The following is a 16862-nucleotide window of genomic DNA, read 5'->3' on the forward strand; positions in this document are numbered from 1 at the left end:
CCTGCCCCGCCGTTCAAGCGGATGCAGTCCGTCTAGCTATATCGATCTAGCGAGATTAGCAGATGCCACTCTTGGACGCGATGTCTTCGCAAGGCTGGATCATTCAGGCAGGCGCGCCAGTCGAGTTGCCTTGCCGACGAGACCCGCTCACAGGGGCACAGCCCGTCGGGAGCCGGGCAGCCGCGCCCTGACGCTCATCATCAAGGACTGACTCTTCGGTCAATGACGGTTGCGGACAGCCCTGGTTGTCACCTTCGCCGATGACGAACACGAGGGCGCCCAGAGCCAGGACGGTGGTTGCCGCACCAGCAGCATCGGGCCAGTGGGGATGAACCTCCTTGGAGTTGGACAGGACGGCGGCAGGCGTCGCGGGCAGGTCGATACGGCGCCGGTAACAGAGATCGACCGTCAGGAGAACCGCCCCAACAGGGCTGTGGCAACGGAAAGACGTCACTGGTGTCGACGAAAGCGATCCCGGACAGCGTCAGCTGTCACCGTGATGCCGCCGGTGGTCGTCCAGTGCCGGCCGAGAAATGTTGTCCCCCAGCAGGCGGCGAGCGGCCGGTATGCGAGCCGACGAAAGACGCAAACAAAGGTTGCACCACCGCATCCTGGTGGCCCTGGATCCCTCCTGCTAGCTTCCGCCTGCGTCAATCAGACAGTGACAAATACCCGGGCCTCCGGCATGAAACCATGCAGAATCGCCTCTTCTGCATCGCCGCTGGAATATCAAAAGCAGGTCGCGAACCCGTACGAAAAAGAGCCTCGTGAGAAGCGCCATGCATCAGGACGAGATTGGAAATCCTGGCCCCCTGGCCCTGATGCCGAGGCACCCGCACGCCGAGCCGCGGACGACCGACACGATCGGGAGCGCCATCGCCGTTCGGAGTGAGCAGCAGGCCGCACGGGACGAGAGTGTCGCGCTGCTCATCCTTTGTCACACCAGTCCGAACCCGTAGTGCTGTCCGATGGACGCCGAAGTCAAGTGCAGCAGAAAGGCCCCACCGCATGCCCATGTCCATAAGACGACTGGCCGCAGCCGCCATTGGCATTGTCCTCCTGGCAACCGGATGCACTTTCCAGGCCAACGACAGCGCCCCGCACGCGGGCCCTGTCGTCTTGGGCTTCATCAACGGGGGTACCACTTCGTTCCACACTTGCCTGCAGACAGCGGTCACGAAGACAACGACGAACAACCTGGCGAAAGTGGTGGTCGCCAACTCGAACGGGAGCAAGTCGGCGGAGCTGCACAATGTACAGGACATGATCACGGACAAAGTCGACGCCATCATCCTGCTCAGTGTGGACGCCGACGCCTTGAACGCCGACATTGACGCAGCCCACAAGGCAAAGATACCGCTCATGCTGATCGCAGTGACGCCTTCGGACGACAGCGAAACCCTCGGCGCCGTCATCAGTGACCTACCCGGGATAGGCAAGTTGGACGCGCAATGGGTCGACGACGACGCCGTCGGAAATCCGGTCAGGGTGGCTGTCGTCTCCGGCGACGGGGGTACGGCATCCAACCTGATGGTCAGCGGATTCACCAAGAATCTGACACACAACGTGAAGCTGGTGGGCGGCGGGCGTGGCATGTTCAACCGTACGACGGCCAAGGATGTCGCGACTAAAATGATCAAGGATCATCCCGACATCCAGTACACATTCGTCGCCAACGAGGACATGGCCTTCGGTGTCCGTGAGGCCTTCGATGCGGCGGGAGCCAACGGAGTGAAGATCGTGACCGTCAACGGTACCGACGAAGGGCTCGCCGCGCTCAAAGATGGGAAGTTCGCAGCGACGGTCTCCAATTCGGTCCAGGACTTGGGGTCACTGGCGGTAACACACACTCTCGCCCTCCTTCGCAATGAAGAGGAGAACAAGATCTCTCGCGTCGGTGCTCGTCTGATTACCAAGGCCAATGCGGACACCGCACCCCTGTACTGCGATACGGATGGCTGAGCGTCCGAATATTGCCGTGGTTCGCCCTGTGACTGTCAGCGGCGGCTGCGTCCTCGTGCACAAGAACCGCTGCTCTCAGCGCAGTGGTGATAGTGATGCCGTGCGCAGCGGGCGAAAGCTGATGTTGCACCCTGAACGGAGCGTTGGCAGTCACAACACTGGTCAGGCACCTCTTCCAGCAAGTTGTTTCACAACCCACGGCCGGCGTCGAGTAGACGTTGGAGGCGGTCGGCGGTTGCGCGTCCCGCGCGCTCGGCCGGCCATCGGGGATTCTTCAGGCCCGCGGGCCCCGGCATGCCGCGCACCCGGCGCGTCGCACAGACCGCCGCAGCTCGACCCCCTGACTGCAACGCAGCAAGAGTTCGCCGTTCGAGTCCGCAATCGTAGTTCCTTTGATCACGCGAAGGGCTGCCCCGCCGCCATGTCAGCGGCGGCTTCACACGATGGAGAGGCGGCCGAGTGGAGAGAACGCCGATCGGCGACCAAGCCAGTTGGTTCACCAGGGCGACCATGAACTCAGCCACCACGAGCGGGAGTTGCCGCTCCACTCATACCGCGCGCCGTCACCGTCCGGCCGCGGGTGTCGGGGCGGCAGGTCGTCAACGGGATCGTCCGCAAGCCCCGGCCCGGGAGCTACTGGAGTGACCTGCCGGCACGCTACAGACAGGTGGCCTGGATCCGGAGAGTGGGGACCAGGGCCGCACGTCCGGCCAACGGCACCGCGCGCCAGTGGCAGATGCTGCCCACTGGAAGACAGGCCCGGAGCACGACGAACACAGTCCGGGCCACGTCCGCCCGACGCGCCACGGAGTTCTCCGGACGCCACCCGCCCGCCGAAGCGGCCAGGTGACGGTGGACGAAGGGCATCTGCTCCCCCCGACGGGATGCCGCCGGGCTCGGCCTGGGCCGGTTGCTCGGCCTGGGCGCCGGATCGTCGGCCCGGCGCCGGCCCGACGTGGGCACGCCGCTCCGGCCGCAGTCGCGTGGAGCGCAAATACAGTTCGGACTCACGTTGCACGAGGGATCAAGCCGACTGGGATGTCAGGCGCGTAGCGCTTCGACACGACGCATCACGTCACGACAGAACACGCCGATCCCGTCCGGGTCGTCGATGAACTGGTTCGGCTTGATGCAGAAGGTGGTGAAGCCCTGCTCCATCTGTTCCGGGATGGCCGCGAGCGCCGCGCCGAGGTCCGCCGGGGAGTGGTCGTCGGGGAACACCGCCTGGGTGCCGCCGATCATCTCCAGCTCGGCTATGTCCCGTCCGACCGCCGCCAGGGCGTCCTTGAGCACCTGGATGTCCTGCGGTGTCGGCCGCCCCAGCGGATGGAAGCCGTAGCCGTACCGCACGAGTCGGCGCAGAACGGGGCCGCCCAGGCGTTGTCCGCCGAACCACAGCCTCGGCCCCTCGGGACGGTATGCCTTGGGTTCGAAGTACACGTCCCGGAACCGATAGTGCTCGCTCTCGTGGGAGATCGGTGAAGGCCCCCAGGCCTTGGCCCAGACGGCGAGGTGTTCGTCGAGCAGTTGCCCGCGCCTGTCGAAGGGGACGCCGAGGGCGTCGTACTCGTCCTTGCTCCAGCTGACCGTCGGCTGCACCAGCAGTCGCCCCTCGCTGATCAGGTCGAGGGTGCCCAGCTCCCTGGCCATGAGCAGAGGATGGCGCAGGGGTGCCAGCACCGCGGCGGCGGCCAGGCGGAGGCGTTCGGTGACGGAGGCGATGGCCGACAGCAGGAGCAGCGAGTTCGGCCAGGGAGTGTACGGGTCCTGGTTGCCCGGGAGGGCATAGTCGCGGGGGTTTCCCATGACGCCGTTGGACGCCGCGTCCGGGCCGAGGACGATGTGCTCGCTGACCATGACCGAGTCGAAGCCGGCGTCCTCGGCCTCGCGCGCCCACCGCACGGCGGCAGGCAGGTCGGCTCGGCCACCTGTCAGGGTCCAGTTCTCGCTGAGGACGAGCAGCATGCGGGGTGTGTCAGTCATCAAGGACGTCCTTCGCTTGCGGGGGCCGTGAAAGGCCAGCATTTCATTTGACCTCAAACGTATCTAGGGGATCGTCCGACATCGGAGGCCGGTGCTGTCAGCGTTCATGGACCACGCGTCCGTCGAAGACCGTCAGGTCCACCTCGACGTCCGTGATGGAGTGCGGGTCCAGACCCAGCAGAGTTCGATCCAGCACGCACAGGTCCGCGACCTTGCCGACCTCGACGGACCCTTTCCAGTCCTCGGCAAAGTCCTGCCGGGCGGGATTGACCGTGTAGGTCCGCAAGGCTTCGGCGAGCGACACACACTGCTCGGGACCGCTCTGCCGGCCGCTGGCCTTCGACTCCCGCAGCATCATCGCGGACACTCCCTGCCGCCAGTCGGGCTCGGTGATCGGTGCGTCGGAGCTGGCACAGACCGTGACCCCGGCCTCGACGGCGGACCTCACGGGCCACTGGTACGCGGAGCGGCAGGGGCCGACGACCTCGTCCATCAGGTCGGAGATGGTCCACTTGATGGCGGGGTTCATATTGACGCCGTAGCCGTGCGCGGCCAGCTTGGCGAGGCTGTCGGCGCTGACGAAGTCTCCGTGGATGACGTAGTGCCGGGCGTCCGGGCGCGGTACGGCGTCGTTCGCGGCGAGGAAGGCGTCGACCACCGTGTCGATGGCCAGGTCGCCGGTGACGTGCACGCCGAGTTGGAAGCCTGCCTCGTGGGCGACGCGGATCATTTCGACCAGTTCGCCGCTGCGGAGTGCGGGGGTGTCGCCGTGCACGCACAGCGCGCCATGGCCGCCGTCCGCGTACGGCTCTCTCATCCAGGCAGTCCGGTTGGGCGGCACACCGTCGGCGAAGATCTTGACGCCGATGGCGTTCAGCAGACGCGGGTCGGCCGACTCGGGGCGCTGCAGTTCGACCAGGCCTTTGCGGACGTCATCGGCCGAGCCGCCCATGGGAGCGGGCAGCAGGAGGACGCTGACTCGGGCCTGTAGTTCGCCGCTCGCGGCGAGGTCGGCGTAGGCCGTCCAGTTGTCGGTGCTCAGGCCGCCGAAGAGGGAGGTGGCACCGCCCGGGCCGAGGCCTGGTTCGGTGTAGCTGGTGATGCCCCGGGAGTGCAGTTCACGCACCATGCCCTGGATGGCCTCGCGCCGTCGGCCGACTGCGGGCGAGGGCAGGCATGCCAGGACGAGCTGCTGCGCGGCCTCGCGCAGAATGCCGGTGGGCTCCCCGCCGGAGTCGAGGTCGATGACTCCGCCGGACGGCGGAACGCTCGCGGTGTCGATGCCGCAGCGGCGCAGCGCCGCGCTGTTGACCCACACGAGGTGCGAGGAGAAGTGGGTCAGACAGACCGGGTTCTCCGGTGCGATCCCGTCCAGGTCCCGGCAGTGCGGGAACCGCCGTGCATCGGCTCGGCACTCGGCCAGGTAACCGGCGTCCCAGCCGAGTCCGATGATCCACTCGCCGGGCCGGGCCGCCCGGGCCGCCCGTTCCACGACGGTGGCGATGTCCGCGATCGAACCGACCGCCGGGTGGCCGACATCGAGGGCGAAGGGCGGCTTCGTCATGCCGTATGCCGCCCCGTGCAGATGCGAGTCGTTGATGCCCGGCAGGACGGTCCTGCCGTCGAGTTCGATGATCCGGGTGCCGGGTCCGGCCAGGGCGCGCAGGTCGGCGTCGCTGCCGACAGCGACGATGTCCCTGCCGTGTACGCCCACGGCTTCGGCGACCATGAAGTCGCGGTCCATGGTGAGTACCTGGCCACCGGTCAGAATCAGGGAGGGGGTGCAGTCGCTCACGCGTGGCCTTTCTGCAGGGAGGGTTCGGGGCGAGGAATTGGTCACCGCGTCAGCCGTGGGCCGAAGCAGGCGAGCGCGGCACCGGCAACCAGAGCAGTGCCCTGCGCCATCTGTTGCCAGAACGTGGGCACGCTCAACAGCGTCAGCCCGTTCTGCAGACAGCCGAGGAAGAGCACGCCGAGCAGGACACCGAGGACGGAACCGGAGCCGCCGGTGAGCGCGACCCCGCCGAGCAGTACGGCGGTGAGCACGGTCAGTTCGAACCCGGCCCCCGACGTTCCGGACACGACACTGTCGAGCACCGACGCCTTGATCGCACCGGCCAACGCCGCGGCCACACCAGTGACGACGAACAGTGCGAAGGGCGTACGGCGAACGTTGATGCCGGAAAGATAGGCGGCCTCCCGGTTGACGCCTATGGCGAAGACGTGCCGCCCGGCCGGGGTGAGCGCCAGGAACAGAGCGCCCGCCACGAGGACGAGCACGGCGATGACGATCGGCGCGTCGATCCCGGCGATCCGTGATCCGCCGAGCCAGGCGAACCCGGACCCGAAGCTGCTCAGCGGCAGCGGAAAGAGCTGCTGTGCCAGTCCGCGGACCGCGGTCAGCATGCCCAGCGTCACGATGAACGCGGACAGCCCGAGGTAGCAGCAGAGGATGCCGTTCACGGCACCCACCGCCGCGCCCACGATGAGCGCGCCGAGTACGGCGACGACGGGCGACTGGTGCTGCTGTCCGGCGAGCCAGCCGGCCACCAGTCCTCCCAGCGCGAGCGTGGAGCCCACCGAGAGATCGAGATAGCCGCTGATGACGAGCAGTGCCAGCGGCACCGCCACGACGGCGAGGGTGGCCGCGTCTGTGGCGATCCCACGCAGGTTGCCGGGGTCGAGGAAACTCCCGGTGGTCAGCTGGAAGACCAGCACCATGAGGGTGAGGACGACCAGCAGGGGGTGACGCCGTACGGCGTTCAGCCCACCCCCGGCCAGGACACGCGGGCTCGGGATCAGGCGGTTCGCGGGGGCGGTGGTCGCGGTCGTCATGCCGCTCCTTCCGGGGTCATGGGGGCGGTGTTGTCGACGTTGTGGACGGCCGACATCAGGGCGGCTTCGGTGAGTTCGGCGCCACTGAGTTCGCCGCTGATCCGTCCTGCCGAGACGATCAGACAGCGGTCGGCAAGGGCGACGACCTCCTCCGGGTCACTGGAGGCGAACAGCACGGCCGTCCCACGCTGGGCGGTGAGCGCGGAGACGACCTGGTAGATCTCCTGCCGAGCGCCCACATCGACACCCTGGGTGGGCTCGTCGAGGAGCAGGACGTCGATGCTGCGCGCCTCGTTGATCCAACGGCCCAGAACGAGTTTCTGCTGATTGCCACCGGAGAAGGCGGCTGCCGGCAGACGCGGCCGGGCGGGGCGCAGTCCGACCGCGTCGGACAGCGCACGAAAGACCCTCCGCTCGGCAGCCAGGGCCCGCACCCGGTGTCGGGCGAGCCGACGGATCGACGGCAGCAGCACGTTGTCCTGGGCGCTCAGCAGCGGGAACAGGCCCTGCCTGCGCCGGTCCGCCGGCACCAGGGCGATCCCGGCGGCCAGCCCGTCCGCGGGACACGCGGGCGCGACGATCCGCTCCCCTACCGTCACCCTTCCGCTTGAGGCACGGCGCCCGCCGAAGAGGGTCTCCAGGATGCGCGTACGGCCTGAGCCCATGAGCCCGTACAGCCCGACGATCTCCCCCTCGCCGACGCTGATCTCCACGGGGCCGAACCCCGGGCCGCAGAGCCCGTCCACGACAAGCCCGGGGACACGCGGAAGGGCCGAGGTGCCGTCTCGTGCGACGACGGTGGCGGAAGCGGCGGTCCGCGCGGGGCTGCAGAGGTCGTCCGGGACAGGTTCGGGTCGGCCGACGATGGCTTCGACCAGCCCACGCCGCGTGTGACCCGCGACCGTCGAGTGGTGGGCGACCCGGCCGTCGCGCAACACCGTTACCGCGTCCGCCAGCCGCTCCACTTCGCCCAGCAGATGGGTGACGTAGACGATGGCCAGCCCCTGGCTGCGCAGGTCCTCGACGCGTTCGGACAGGGCATCGCTCTCGGCCCCGGACAGCGCGGCGGTCGGCTCGTCCAGGACCAGCACCGAGGCGCTACGGCTGAGAGCCTTGGCGATCTCCACCAACTGCCTTTGCCCCATGGGCAGTTCAGCGACCCGGTCGCGCGGCGAGCAGCTCGCAGCGACCCGCTCCAGCAGTTCCGCGGCCACGTCCTCCTGGGCCCTGCGGTGAACAGTGCCGTACCGCGTCCACTCCTGGCCGAGGAAGATGTTCTCGGCCACCGTGAGGGAGTCGACGACACTGAGTGTCTGGAAGATGATCGCCACGCCGGCGGCGATCGACTCGCGTGGGGTCAGACGCGCATGGGATGTCCCGCCCACCTCGATCGTGCCCGCATCCGGCGGAAAGGCACCGCCGAGACACTTGATCAAGGTGGACTTGCCGGCGCCGTTGTGACCGAGCAGGGCGTGGACCTGCCCTGCCGGGACGGTCAGGTCCACGCCGTCCAGGGCCCTGACGCCGCCGAAGGACTTGCTCAGCCCGCTGATACGGAGGTTGGGTTCCGTCATGGCGGGCGCCTAGGAGTTCTGCGCGAGAAGGTCGTCGATACGCGCGATGTCCCCGTGCCCGACGAGTGTGATCGGCACCTGGACGCTTGGGTGCGCCTTCCCGGCGGCGACGGCCAGGGGGACCTCGACGACAGCGTCCGCGATGTCCTTCGGCGCCAGAGCGGCCGAGGCCCGGTAGAAGGTGCCCTGCTTGATGGCAAGAAGGGAGGGGGCCGCGCCGTCCTGGCCGCCGACGAAGGTCCTGGCGTCGGTCGACTTGCGGCCCGCCTGTTGGAGGGCCTTGAAACCACCGTACGCGGCGGCGTCCGTGACCCCGAGGATGAGATTGAGGTCCGAGTGCTTGGCGAGGACGGCACGGGACTTGGACAGTCCGCTGTCGGGGTCGATGGCCTGCTCCTGGGCGACCACGTCGACGCCGGGCGCGTTCCTGGTGAAGGCGTCGATCATGCCCTTGGACCGCTCGCGACCGAGTTCGATGGTGCTGTCGGTGAGGAAGGCGACCTTCCCCTTGCCGCCGAGCGTCTCGTTGGCCCACTTGGCGGCGGCCTCCCCGAGGAGCGTGCCGCCCTCAAGGAAGCTGAACTGGATGTCCGCGCTCTGGTGTTGCAGGGATCCGCCGTACGTCACCCAGATCAGGCCCGAGTCCAACGCCCGCTTGGCGATCGCCTCGGTGGCCTCGAAGACCATCGGGAAGGACACGACGGCCGGCATCTTCTGTGTGACCCAGGTCGTGAGATCGGTGGCCTGGGTGTCGGCGCTGCTTGCGTCGCTCGTGGTCAGCAGGGAGACGTTGTGCTTCTTGGCCACGGCAGTGGAGAGTTTCACGAGCGTCGCGTAGAGCGGAAGCTGGGTGAAGGGATAGTCCAGGCCGATCTTGGTGAGGCTTTTCGACCCCGCCGACGAGTCGGCGGCATCCACCGTGCTCGTGCCGCCGCCCGGCGCGGAACAGCCCGCGAGGGACAGTGCGGTAGCGGCGGCAACGCCACCGGACAGAGCCAGGAACTGGCGGCGCGAGGCCGGCGAAGGACAAGAGGATCTGGACATGGCGGGGCTCTCCGAGGGGATGCGGCCCGATACCGCTGGTGTCGGGCATCCGGCTGTGCCGAACAGAAAAGACCCGGGCGTGCCGTCCCCGCCATCCGTAGAAATACCGACCGCCCGAGCCGTGCGGTGGTGAACGTCTTGTCCGACCCACCCCGAAACCCATACCGTTAGGAGCCAAACGACACCTTGGTCGTGGGGTTCCCGGAGGCCCGCATGGTCAGCTACCAGCAGCTCGCGGCAGCCACCCGCATCGGCATGCTCACCCGCGAACGCGACACCGCGTCGGCCTGTGCCCAGGCGCTGCACGAGCTCCGCCGCGCTCTGCCCCTCGACGCCGCCACCCTGCTCACCATCGATCCGATCACCGGAGCACATCTGCAGGTCGCGGGTATCGGTTACACCACCATGACGTCCGAGTCGATGGCCGCCGAGTTCGTCTCGACCCCGTGGTACGCGAACGTCGTACGGCAGACGCTCCCGCCGTCCATCACGGAAGACGCCGAAGACGCGGCATCCGGCGCGCAGCGTTTCCGCAACGGCTGGTTCTACGCCGAGCGGGTCCGGCCCGCCGGGTTCCGTGACGCGCTGACCGGCGCCCTGCGTCACCACGGGCGGGTGATCGGTCTGGTCACCCTGTCCGTCGAAGGACCGGGCACGTACGACACGAACGCGCGCCAGCTGCTCGCCTCGGTCCTGCCGGCACTGGGTGCCCTGGCCGAGCCGACGGCCCATACCAGTGACCCGCACGACCTTCCGGTGAACGCGGGGGCGAACCTCGTCACGGCCGACGGTGTCATCGACCTCCCCGGCCACGGCCCCGCCCGAGTCCTGGACGACGAAGCATTCCGACAGCTGGTGGAGGCGTTCGCCGGCTCGGACGGCTTCCGGCTGCGGGTCCTGTGGCCGGTCGGCCAACACTGGAACCGTGTGGTGCTCCGCCGGTGCACGACGGGATCACCCCTCGCACGAAGGGCGGTCCTGGTGTCCGAGGCGCCCACACAACTGCCGTACTCCCTGAGCCCCCGCGAACTGGAAGTACTCACCCGGGCCGCCAGGGGTCAGACCAACCAGACCATCGCGCAGGCGTTGTTCCTGTCTCCGCGGACGGTACACAGTCACATCGAGCACGTGCTTCGCAAGACCGGCAGCGCCTCGCGCGCCGAGGCCACGGCCCTCGCCGTACGCGACGGTGTACTCAAGCCCGGCGCTGAAGACCTGGAGCACTTCGTTGAAAGGACGGGCGCAGGGCAGGCTCAGAGGTAGAAGCCCTTCCACCGGCGCTCAGCACGGCTTGCACACTTGTGTCCCGATGCTCCGACCTACCGTTCTCGGCTGCTCCGGAGCACTCGGACACCGGAGGGGACGCATGACAAGAACCGCGCGACAGCCTCTCAAGGAACTCCGTCAATCCGGACAGCGGGCCGACTGGTACCTTCACGTGCTCGGGCACGGGGGCCGGGCTCTGTCCGACCTGGTGACACCGCTACCGCCTGCCTGGGTCTCGGCGCCGAGACCCACATGCCGTACATGTTCAGCGCGGCTTCAAAGGAAGGTTTGACTCTCTCGCGGGAGCGGCCGCATTCCACGGGCGTGGAGTCCACGATCCCCAGGTCGTCGCTCCACACGGATGTGTCCGCGGCCGGCAGCCGGGAGATCCGGTGGAGCAGCTCGACGGGCTCGCGCAGATGCTCGTTGCAGCCAGGCTGCTGGGGCACGCACGGAAACAGATGCCGCAGGTGAGCGCGGACGTGGCGGAGCCGCTTCACCTCGGAGGCGAATCCGAGCAGGGCCTGCACCACCGCGAGGGTGACCAGCTCGGCGTCGGTGAGTTTCGGAGTGATCCCGACAGCCGGTCCCCACGGCGCGAGATGCGGCGACGCCTTCAGCACGTCCTCGGTCTTCACGTACAGCGTGGCGGCGAGGGAGTCCAAGTCTGGTGTCACAACCGCACTTTGGGCTCCCCCGCCTCATGCGCGCAGTCGATGGTCGGGGGTGGTCGGGGACGGCATACATTGGCCGGGGTCGCGGGTAAGCGTTCGCTTAGCCGCGTTCGGTGCGGTCGGCGGCATCGCGAGAGAGGTAGGTGCACCTGATGCCGGTCGTTGATGCGTGGATGCAGCACCCCGCACTCCGTCACTCCAACCATGAGATGTTCGAGTCGCTGCGCCGGTGGACGGGGCGGGGCCTGCTGGAGGAACCGTTGCCGGTCAAAGTCACGCTGGCTGCGTTGACGGCCGCTGATGTGGAGATCGGACTTTCGGCGGCCTGGTACGGGCCCCAGGGGCCACTGATCAGCAACGACGAAGTGGCCGAGTTCGTCGCCCAGTCCGAGGGGCGGCTGCGCGGGGTGGCCGGCGCGGATCTCACCCGGCCGGTCCAGGCCGTGCGGGAACTGCGCCGGGCCGTGGAGGAATTCGGCTTCGTGGCCCTGCGGATCATGCCCTGGCTCTGGCAGCTGCCGCCCACCGACCGGCTCTGCTACCCGCTGTACGCCGCCTGCGTCGACCTCGGCATCCCCTTCTGCACCCAGGTCGGCCACACCGGTCCATTGCGCCCGTCCGAGACCGGCCGCCCCATTCCCTACATCGACCAGGTTGCGCTCGACTTCCCCGAACTGGCCATCGTGTGCGGGCACATCGGCTACCCGTGGACCACGGCGATGATCGCGGTGGCCGACAAGCACGCCACCGTGTACATCGACACCGGCGCCTACACCGCCCGCCGCTACCCGCCCGAGCTGGTCGACTACCTGCGCGACCGGGGCCGCAGGAAGGTGCTGTTCGGCACCAACCACCCCATGATCACCCCCGGCTGGGTGCTGAAACACCTCGGCGAACTGGGCCCGGGCGAGGAAGCCACCGAGCTGTTCCTGTCCGGCAACGCACGACGGATCTTCAGTCTCTGACCGCAGCGTCACCGCCGGGCCCAGATGAGGATCGCCGCGAGATGGAGTGCTGCTCGACGGGCGAGAGCAAGCTTGTCGGTCCGCATGGCCACGCCGCGCCGCTGCTTGAACCGGTTGATCTCCTCGTGCCGGATGACCGGGACCAGCTTCTGCGGCATCTTCGGCTGCCGGACCCGCTCCATCGGCGACCGGTCGATCTCACCCTCGTCGAGTCATCAGCCATTTGAAGAACTGCTGCAGCGCCTTGCGCTTGTTCAGCGCCGTCGACGCCGACCGCGTCCCGATCATCCACGCCTGGAACGCCTCGACATGGGTGCGGCTGACTCCGCTCGGGTCCTCGGCCGCGTCGTCGGCCTCCGGATCCGGCGAGTACTCCCCCAGACAGCGGCCCAGCTGGGCGGCCGCCAGCAGATAGTTGTAGCGGGTGGTCTCCGGATAGTTTCCCGACCGCAGCGAGCGGTTCCAGTCCCGCAGAAAACCCCACCAGGTCTTCGACAGCCCCGCAGTGATCTTGTCCAGGTCCAGCAACGGCATCTTCGCCCGCCTCCGAGCAAAGGCGCCGATGAGCGGCATGCTCAACCCCGAAGACCGGAAACGGCCCATACGAAAAGGGCCCCCGCAGGCTCTCGCCTGCGAAGACCCTTCGCACCGTCGGGACGACAGGATTTGAACCTGCGACCCCTTGACCCCCAGGAGTGAGGACCACGGGAAATATCTCCGCACATCAGGCAGAACTGGAGTGCAGGACGTGCGTCCGTGTGGGGGCCGCTCAGGGGCGCAAGCACCGTGTGGTCCCCAACTGGTCCCCAGGGCAGCGGTGCCGGCTGACATGCGGAGAACAACCGACGTCAGCGAAACCCTGTTCTCGGACCTCACGCCGGGGTGTCATATCGCCTCGCCACCAGCGTTACGGCGGCCATTTCTCGTACATGGAGATCACCGGCGACGCTTTGGATCATGACGGCGATGTCGACCTGCACGCGCGACTGGTCCACAAGGTGACATCCCGTATGACGGCCGGGAGGTCCAAGGTCACAGAGCCCCTCGGCTCGCCGGTGCGGGGCGAGCGAGCCGTACTGCGCGGCGGGGCACGGCCCTGTCGACGAGTTGCAGGAGGGGGCTGGTCAGCGCGGTGGTCACCAAGGCCATCACCAGGAACGCGACGAAGATCGGCCTGGTCAGGATCCCTGCGTCGTAGGCGACTTGAAGGACGATGATCTCCGTGAGGCCGCGAGTGTTCATGAGCGCGCCCACCCGCAGCCCCTCCCAGTGCCCGTAGCCGCCGAGTCTCGCGCCTGCGTAGCCGCCGAGCACCTTGCCGATGATGCCCAGCAGGGTGGTCAGCACGATGAGAAGGAATGGGGTCGAGTCGAGTCCCCGGGTCAGCACGGTCAGTCCGCTGACGACGAAGAAGACCGGCAGCAGGATCCGGCCGGTCCGGGTGACCGAGGCTACTGCCCGCGTCCAGGGCGACGTCTTCCGCGCGGGCACGGCCAGACCTGCGAGGACGGCGCCGAAGACGGCGGTCATGCCGGCTCCCTCCAGCACGAGTGCCATGACGATCGCCATCGCGCCGATCAGCACAGCAGCGCCTGCGGGATGGCGCCCGCACACTCTCTCGGCCCTGCGTCCGCCCAGGAGGCGGCGCAAGGTGTATGTCACGGCCAGGCCGGCCGTCAGCGCCGCCAGCGAGCCGAGGAAGCCACCGAGCCGTCCCGTCCTCAGGCCCACGGCCACCGCGAGCGTGAGCCAGGCAACGGAGTCGATCACGATCGCCGAGGTGAGCGCTGTGCGCCCGGGCGCTGTTTCGGTCATGGCGCGGTCGGTCAGGATCCTGGCCAGCACAGGCACCGCCGTGATCGACAGGCAGACGGAGAGGGTGAGGACCAAGGAAGGCAGCGGCGCGTCGCCGCGTACGTGATGGTCGTTCGCGTGGACCAACCAACCGGCCAGCAGAGCGCCGAGGACCATGGTGGGCAGCAACGATCCGGCGACGACCCAGCCCGTGGTCCGCGCGGACGGGCGCAGGGACCCGAGCCGCAGTTCGTGGGCCAGTCCGACCATGAACAGCACCAGCCCCGCCTCGGCGATCAGATGGAGTCCGTCGCGGATGTTCCCGGGCAGCAGCGTTTCGAAGGTCCGTTCCCCGAGGAGCCGGACCAGGGCCGGACCGACCAGTAGCCCGGCCATGATCTCTCCGATGACTTCGGGCTGGCGCGCCCCGCGCGCCGCGCGCCGTCCCACTGCTGCGACAGCCAGTGCCGTGCCGAGGGCCACCGCCAGATGAGCGAGATCGAGCAGACGATCCGAGGTAGTCATGATGAGGGTCCCGTCGGGGTCGGCTGACGAGCGGTGGGTTGCTGGGCCCACCGCCCGTACGGCGGGTCGAGATCACTTGTTGTGGATGCGGCGGAGGTAGTCGTAATTCGACGGGAGCGTCTTCAGCAGTTCATCCCGCCGACGGCCGACCTCCGCGAACACGGCCTCGGCCGATTCGATGGACGACGGCCGGTGGCTGAGCAAGGGCATGGAGTGGTCCGGCAGGACGTCGAGCCCGGCGAACACGCAGTAATAGTTCGCATTGCTCCAGAAGTTGCGGAACTCGGCCTCGAAGTTGCCGTAGTAGTTGGCCTCGTCGGTGGCCGGCAGTTCCACTCCGAGACCCGACTTGTACAGCGCGACCTTCTCCTTGAAGTCGTCGGCGAGTTCGAGTTCCTTGCAGGCACGCCAGTACGCGGTGTCGTTGCGCGGGGCGAGGCTGAAGTGCGCCTGGATGAAGTCCCGGGTGTCGTCGAACATGACCTCCACCTCCCGGTTGAACCGGTTGACCAGAACCTCGTCGAACCGCTTGTCCGGGAAGTGCTTCACCAGGTGGTAGAGCGCCGCGTAGACGAAGTAGATGCCCGTGGACTCCAACGGCTCGACGAAGCAGGACGACAGGCCGATGCCGACGACGTTCTTCACCCAGGCGCGTCGGTTGCGGCCGACGCGGAACTTGATGTGGTTGAGGGGCTGGGTCGCCGGGTCGAGATTCCACATCCGGCAGAACTCCTCGGTCGCCTCGTCCTGGGAAGCGAACCGGCTGGAGTAGACGTAACCGGTTCCGAACCGGCCCAGCATCGGGATCTTCCACGTCCAGCCCGACGACATCGCGATCGCCGAGGTGAACGGCTCGACACCGTCCGTCTCGTCGTCGTGCCGCACCTGAGTGGCCACCGCCCGGTCGTTGAGCAGGTGGTCACTCATGTCCAGGAACGGTTCCTTCATCACCTGGTTGATGAGCAGTCCGCGGAAGCCGGAGCAGTCGACGAACAGGTCGGCCTCCAGCCTGCGCCCGCTCTCGGTGGTGATGGAGATGATGTGGCCGCGCTGGTCGACCTCGGACTCCGTGTACCGGTCCTCGATGTGGATCGCGCCCTGCTTCTCGACGGCGAAGCGGCGCAGAAAGTCCGCGACCAGATTGGCGTCGAAGTGCCAGGCGTAGCTGGCCCATCGGGTCCCGTCCAGATAGCGGGGCGACAACTTCTGATCGAAGATCGCCGACTGGGTGTAGCAGGTCTGGTCGAACTGCTCGTCCGTGGTGCCGTTGAGCCGCTTGTACGTCCAGTAGTGCGACAGCGGTAGACCCTCGTGGCTCGGCAACAGGCCGAAGAGGTGGTCGAAGTGGTCCCGCCGGTTGGCATGCGGGCGGGGCTCCACGGCACCGGCGCCGGGCGTCCGCCAGTTCACGAATCTGATGCCCATCTTGAAACTGGCGTTGCACTCGGGCATCCACTCCTCCTCGGACAGGCCGAGGAAGTCGAAGAACACCCTCTGGAGGTTCGGGATGGTGGCCTCGCCGACGCCGATCCTCGGAACCGCCGGCGCCTCCAGCACCGTGATGCGCACGGTGGGCCCCAGGGCTCTGCCCAGGTACGAGGCGGCCATCCAGCCCGCCGTACCGCCTCCGAGCACGAGTATGTTCTTGATGCGGTTGTCACCCACGGCAGTCAGTCCTCCAGAGCAGATCGTTGGTCGTGTTCACGGAACGGACAGGATGGCGCTCAACGGGTCGCGTCGAGATCACCCCCGTTCGCGGCGGGGCCGGGCCAGCGGGCATAGCGACGCAACCCGTACAGCAATGGGGCGGGGGCGAGATCTCGTGTGATGACCCGCTTGACCTCCGCGAAGACCGCGGTGTGGTCCCCGATCACGGTCGTGCTCAGCAGGGCACAGTCCGCCGTTGCATGGGCGTCCGCGCGCAGGTGCGGGCCCCGGGCCCGGGGCGGGAGCTCCCACTCGGTTTGGTCGAAGCGTTCGGGATCCCCGGAGCTGAACCGGTGGGATGTGGTCTGGGCACGGGCGTGGAGCAGGTTCAGCGCGAAGCCTCCGTGTTCCTGAATGGCATCGAGGGTCGGACTGGCGCTGCGCAGGCTGACCACGAGACTGGGCGGATCGAGGGAGACGCTGCACAGCGAGGTGCAGGTCATTCCCCAGGGCCGGTGGTCCACGTCGAGGGATGTGATGACGGCGACACCGGTGGGGAAAGCTGCCATGAAGGGCCGCAGATCCACGTCCGC

General features: G+C 67.8%; 13 protein-coding genes and 1 pseudogene. 3 read left to right on the forward strand and 11 right to left on the reverse strand.

What is annotated here, in order from left to right; all coding sequences use genetic code 11:
• Window positions 1-1008 precede the first annotated feature (1008 nt).
• Window positions 1009-1962 (forward strand): substrate-binding domain-containing protein, encoded by a 954-nt coding sequence (locus AB0I51_RS41140; protein ID WP_362983499.1) that lies wholly within the window; start codon window positions 1009-1011, stop codon window positions 1960-1962.
• Between the two features lie 1041 nt (window positions 1963-3003).
• Here AB0I51_RS41140 and AB0I51_RS41145 read toward each other — a convergent pair.
• From AB0I51_RS41145 to AB0I51_RS41165, 5 genes are all read right to left on the reverse strand, one after another.
• On the reverse strand, window positions 3004-3945 hold the full coding sequence (locus AB0I51_RS41145; RefSeq protein WP_362983500.1) for an LLM class flavin-dependent oxidoreductase: 942 nt from the start codon (window positions 3943-3945) through the stop codon (window positions 3004-3006).
• A 97-nt stretch (window positions 3946-4042) separates the two neighbouring features.
• Window positions 4043-5740, reverse strand: a complete 1698-nt coding sequence (locus tag AB0I51_RS41150) for an amidohydrolase (RefSeq protein ID WP_362983501.1) — start codon at window positions 5738-5740, stop codon at window positions 4043-4045.
• Window positions 5741-5781: 41 nt separating this feature from the next.
• On the reverse strand, window positions 5782-6780 hold the full coding sequence (locus AB0I51_RS41155; protein WP_362983502.1) for an ABC transporter permease: 999 nt from the start codon (window positions 6778-6780) through the stop codon (window positions 5782-5784).
• Window positions 6777-8354 (reverse strand): sugar ABC transporter ATP-binding protein, encoded by a 1578-nt coding sequence (locus AB0I51_RS41160; protein ID WP_362983503.1) that lies wholly within the window; start codon window positions 8352-8354, stop codon window positions 6777-6779. Before AB0I51_RS41160 ends, AB0I51_RS41155 begins: the two co-directional genes overlap by 4 nt.
• A 9-nt stretch (window positions 8355-8363) precedes the next feature.
• Window positions 8364-9398: a substrate-binding domain-containing protein gene (locus AB0I51_RS41165; protein ID WP_362983504.1), complete on the reverse strand. Its 1035-nt coding sequence runs from the start codon at window positions 9396-9398 to the stop codon at window positions 8364-8366.
• A gap of 192 nt (window positions 9399-9590) precedes the next feature.
• Here AB0I51_RS41165 and AB0I51_RS41170 point away from each other — a divergent pair, with 192 nt between their 5' ends.
• Complete coding sequence (locus tag AB0I51_RS41170) at window positions 9591-10661, forward strand: LuxR C-terminal-related transcriptional regulator (protein ID WP_362983505.1); 1071 nt, start codon at window positions 9591-9593, stop codon at window positions 10659-10661.
• 128 nt (window positions 10662-10789) lie between these two features.
• Here the strand turns inward: AB0I51_RS41170 and AB0I51_RS41175 are convergent, their stop codons facing one another.
• Entirely contained in the window at window positions 10790-11341 is a 552-nt protein-coding gene (locus tag AB0I51_RS41175; protein WP_362983506.1) for a hypothetical protein, read from the reverse strand.
• Window positions 11342-11490: 149 nt separating this feature from the next.
• Here AB0I51_RS41175 and AB0I51_RS41180 point away from each other — a divergent pair, with 149 nt between their 5' ends.
• Entirely contained in the window at window positions 11491-12303 is an 813-nt protein-coding gene (locus tag AB0I51_RS41180) for an amidohydrolase family protein (protein ID WP_362983507.1), read from the forward strand.
• An 8-nt stretch (window positions 12304-12311) separates the two neighbouring features.
• Here the strand turns inward: AB0I51_RS41180 and AB0I51_RS41185 are convergent.
• The 5 genes and pseudogenes from AB0I51_RS41185 to AB0I51_RS41205 form a co-directional block, all read right to left on the reverse strand.
• Window positions 12312-12422 (reverse strand): annotated as a pseudogene (locus AB0I51_RS41185) (IS5/IS1182 family transposase); the annotation flags it as partial.
• Between the two features lie 79 nt (window positions 12423-12501).
• Window positions 12502-12837 (reverse strand): phage integrase N-terminal SAM-like domain-containing protein, encoded by a 336-nt coding sequence (locus tag AB0I51_RS41190; RefSeq protein ID WP_362983508.1) that lies wholly within the window; start codon window positions 12835-12837, stop codon window positions 12502-12504.
• A 498-nt stretch (window positions 12838-13335) separates the two neighbouring features.
• A complete protein-coding gene (locus AB0I51_RS41195) occupies window positions 13336-14622 on the reverse strand; it encodes a cation:proton antiporter (protein ID WP_362983509.1) in 1287 nt (428 codons plus the stop codon).
• A 72-nt stretch (window positions 14623-14694) separates the two neighbouring features.
• Window positions 14695-16287 carry a tryptophan halogenase family protein gene (locus tag AB0I51_RS41200; RefSeq protein ID WP_362983510.1) on the reverse strand — a complete coding sequence of 531 codons (1593 nt, stop codon included), beginning with the start codon at window positions 16285-16287 and terminating at the stop codon, window positions 14695-14697.
• A 59-nt stretch (window positions 16288-16346) separates the two neighbouring features.
• Window positions 16347-16838: a flavin reductase family protein gene (locus tag AB0I51_RS41205; RefSeq protein WP_362983511.1), complete on the reverse strand. Its 492-nt coding sequence runs from the start codon at window positions 16836-16838 to the stop codon at window positions 16347-16349.
• Window positions 16839-16862 lie beyond the last annotated feature (24 nt).

This window comes from Streptomyces sp. NPDC050549 (assembly GCF_040655035.1).
Lineage (GTDB): Bacteria > Actinomycetota > Actinomycetes > Streptomycetales > Streptomycetaceae > Streptomyces.

Excerpts from the sequence above, each read along its gene's own strand:
- AB0I51_RS41205 (WP_362983511.1), bottom strand. The coding sequence starts at position 16,838 with ATGGCAGCTTTCCCCACCGGTGTCGCCGTCATCACATCCCTCGACGTG.
- AB0I51_RS41160 (WP_362983503.1), bottom strand. The coding sequence starts at position 8,354 with ATGACGGAACCCAACCTCCGTATCAGCGGGCTGAGCAAGTCCTTCGGC.
- AB0I51_RS41165 (WP_362983504.1), bottom strand. The coding sequence starts at position 9,398 with ATGTCCAGATCCTCTTGTCCTTCGCCGGCCTCGCGCCGCCAGTTCCTG.
- AB0I51_RS41145 (WP_362983500.1), bottom strand. The coding sequence starts at position 3,945 with ATGACTGACACACCCCGCATGCTGCTCGTCCTCAGCGAGAACTGGACC.
- AB0I51_RS41155 (WP_362983502.1), bottom strand. The coding sequence starts at position 6,780 with ATGACGACCGCGACCACCGCCCCCGCGAACCGCCTGATCCCGAGCCCG.
- AB0I51_RS41190 (WP_362983508.1), bottom strand. The coding sequence starts at position 12,837 with ATGCCGTTGCTGGACCTGGACAAGATCACTGCGGGGCTGTCGAAGACC.
- AB0I51_RS41180 (WP_362983507.1), top strand. The coding sequence starts at position 11,491 with ATGCCGGTCGTTGATGCGTGGATGCAGCACCCCGCACTCCGTCACTCC.
- AB0I51_RS41140 (WP_362983499.1), top strand. The coding sequence starts at position 1,009 with ATGCCCATGTCCATAAGACGACTGGCCGCAGCCGCCATTGGCATTGTC.
- AB0I51_RS41195 (WP_362983509.1), bottom strand. The coding sequence starts at position 14,622 with ATGACTACCTCGGATCGTCTGCTCGATCTCGCTCATCTGGCGGTGGCC.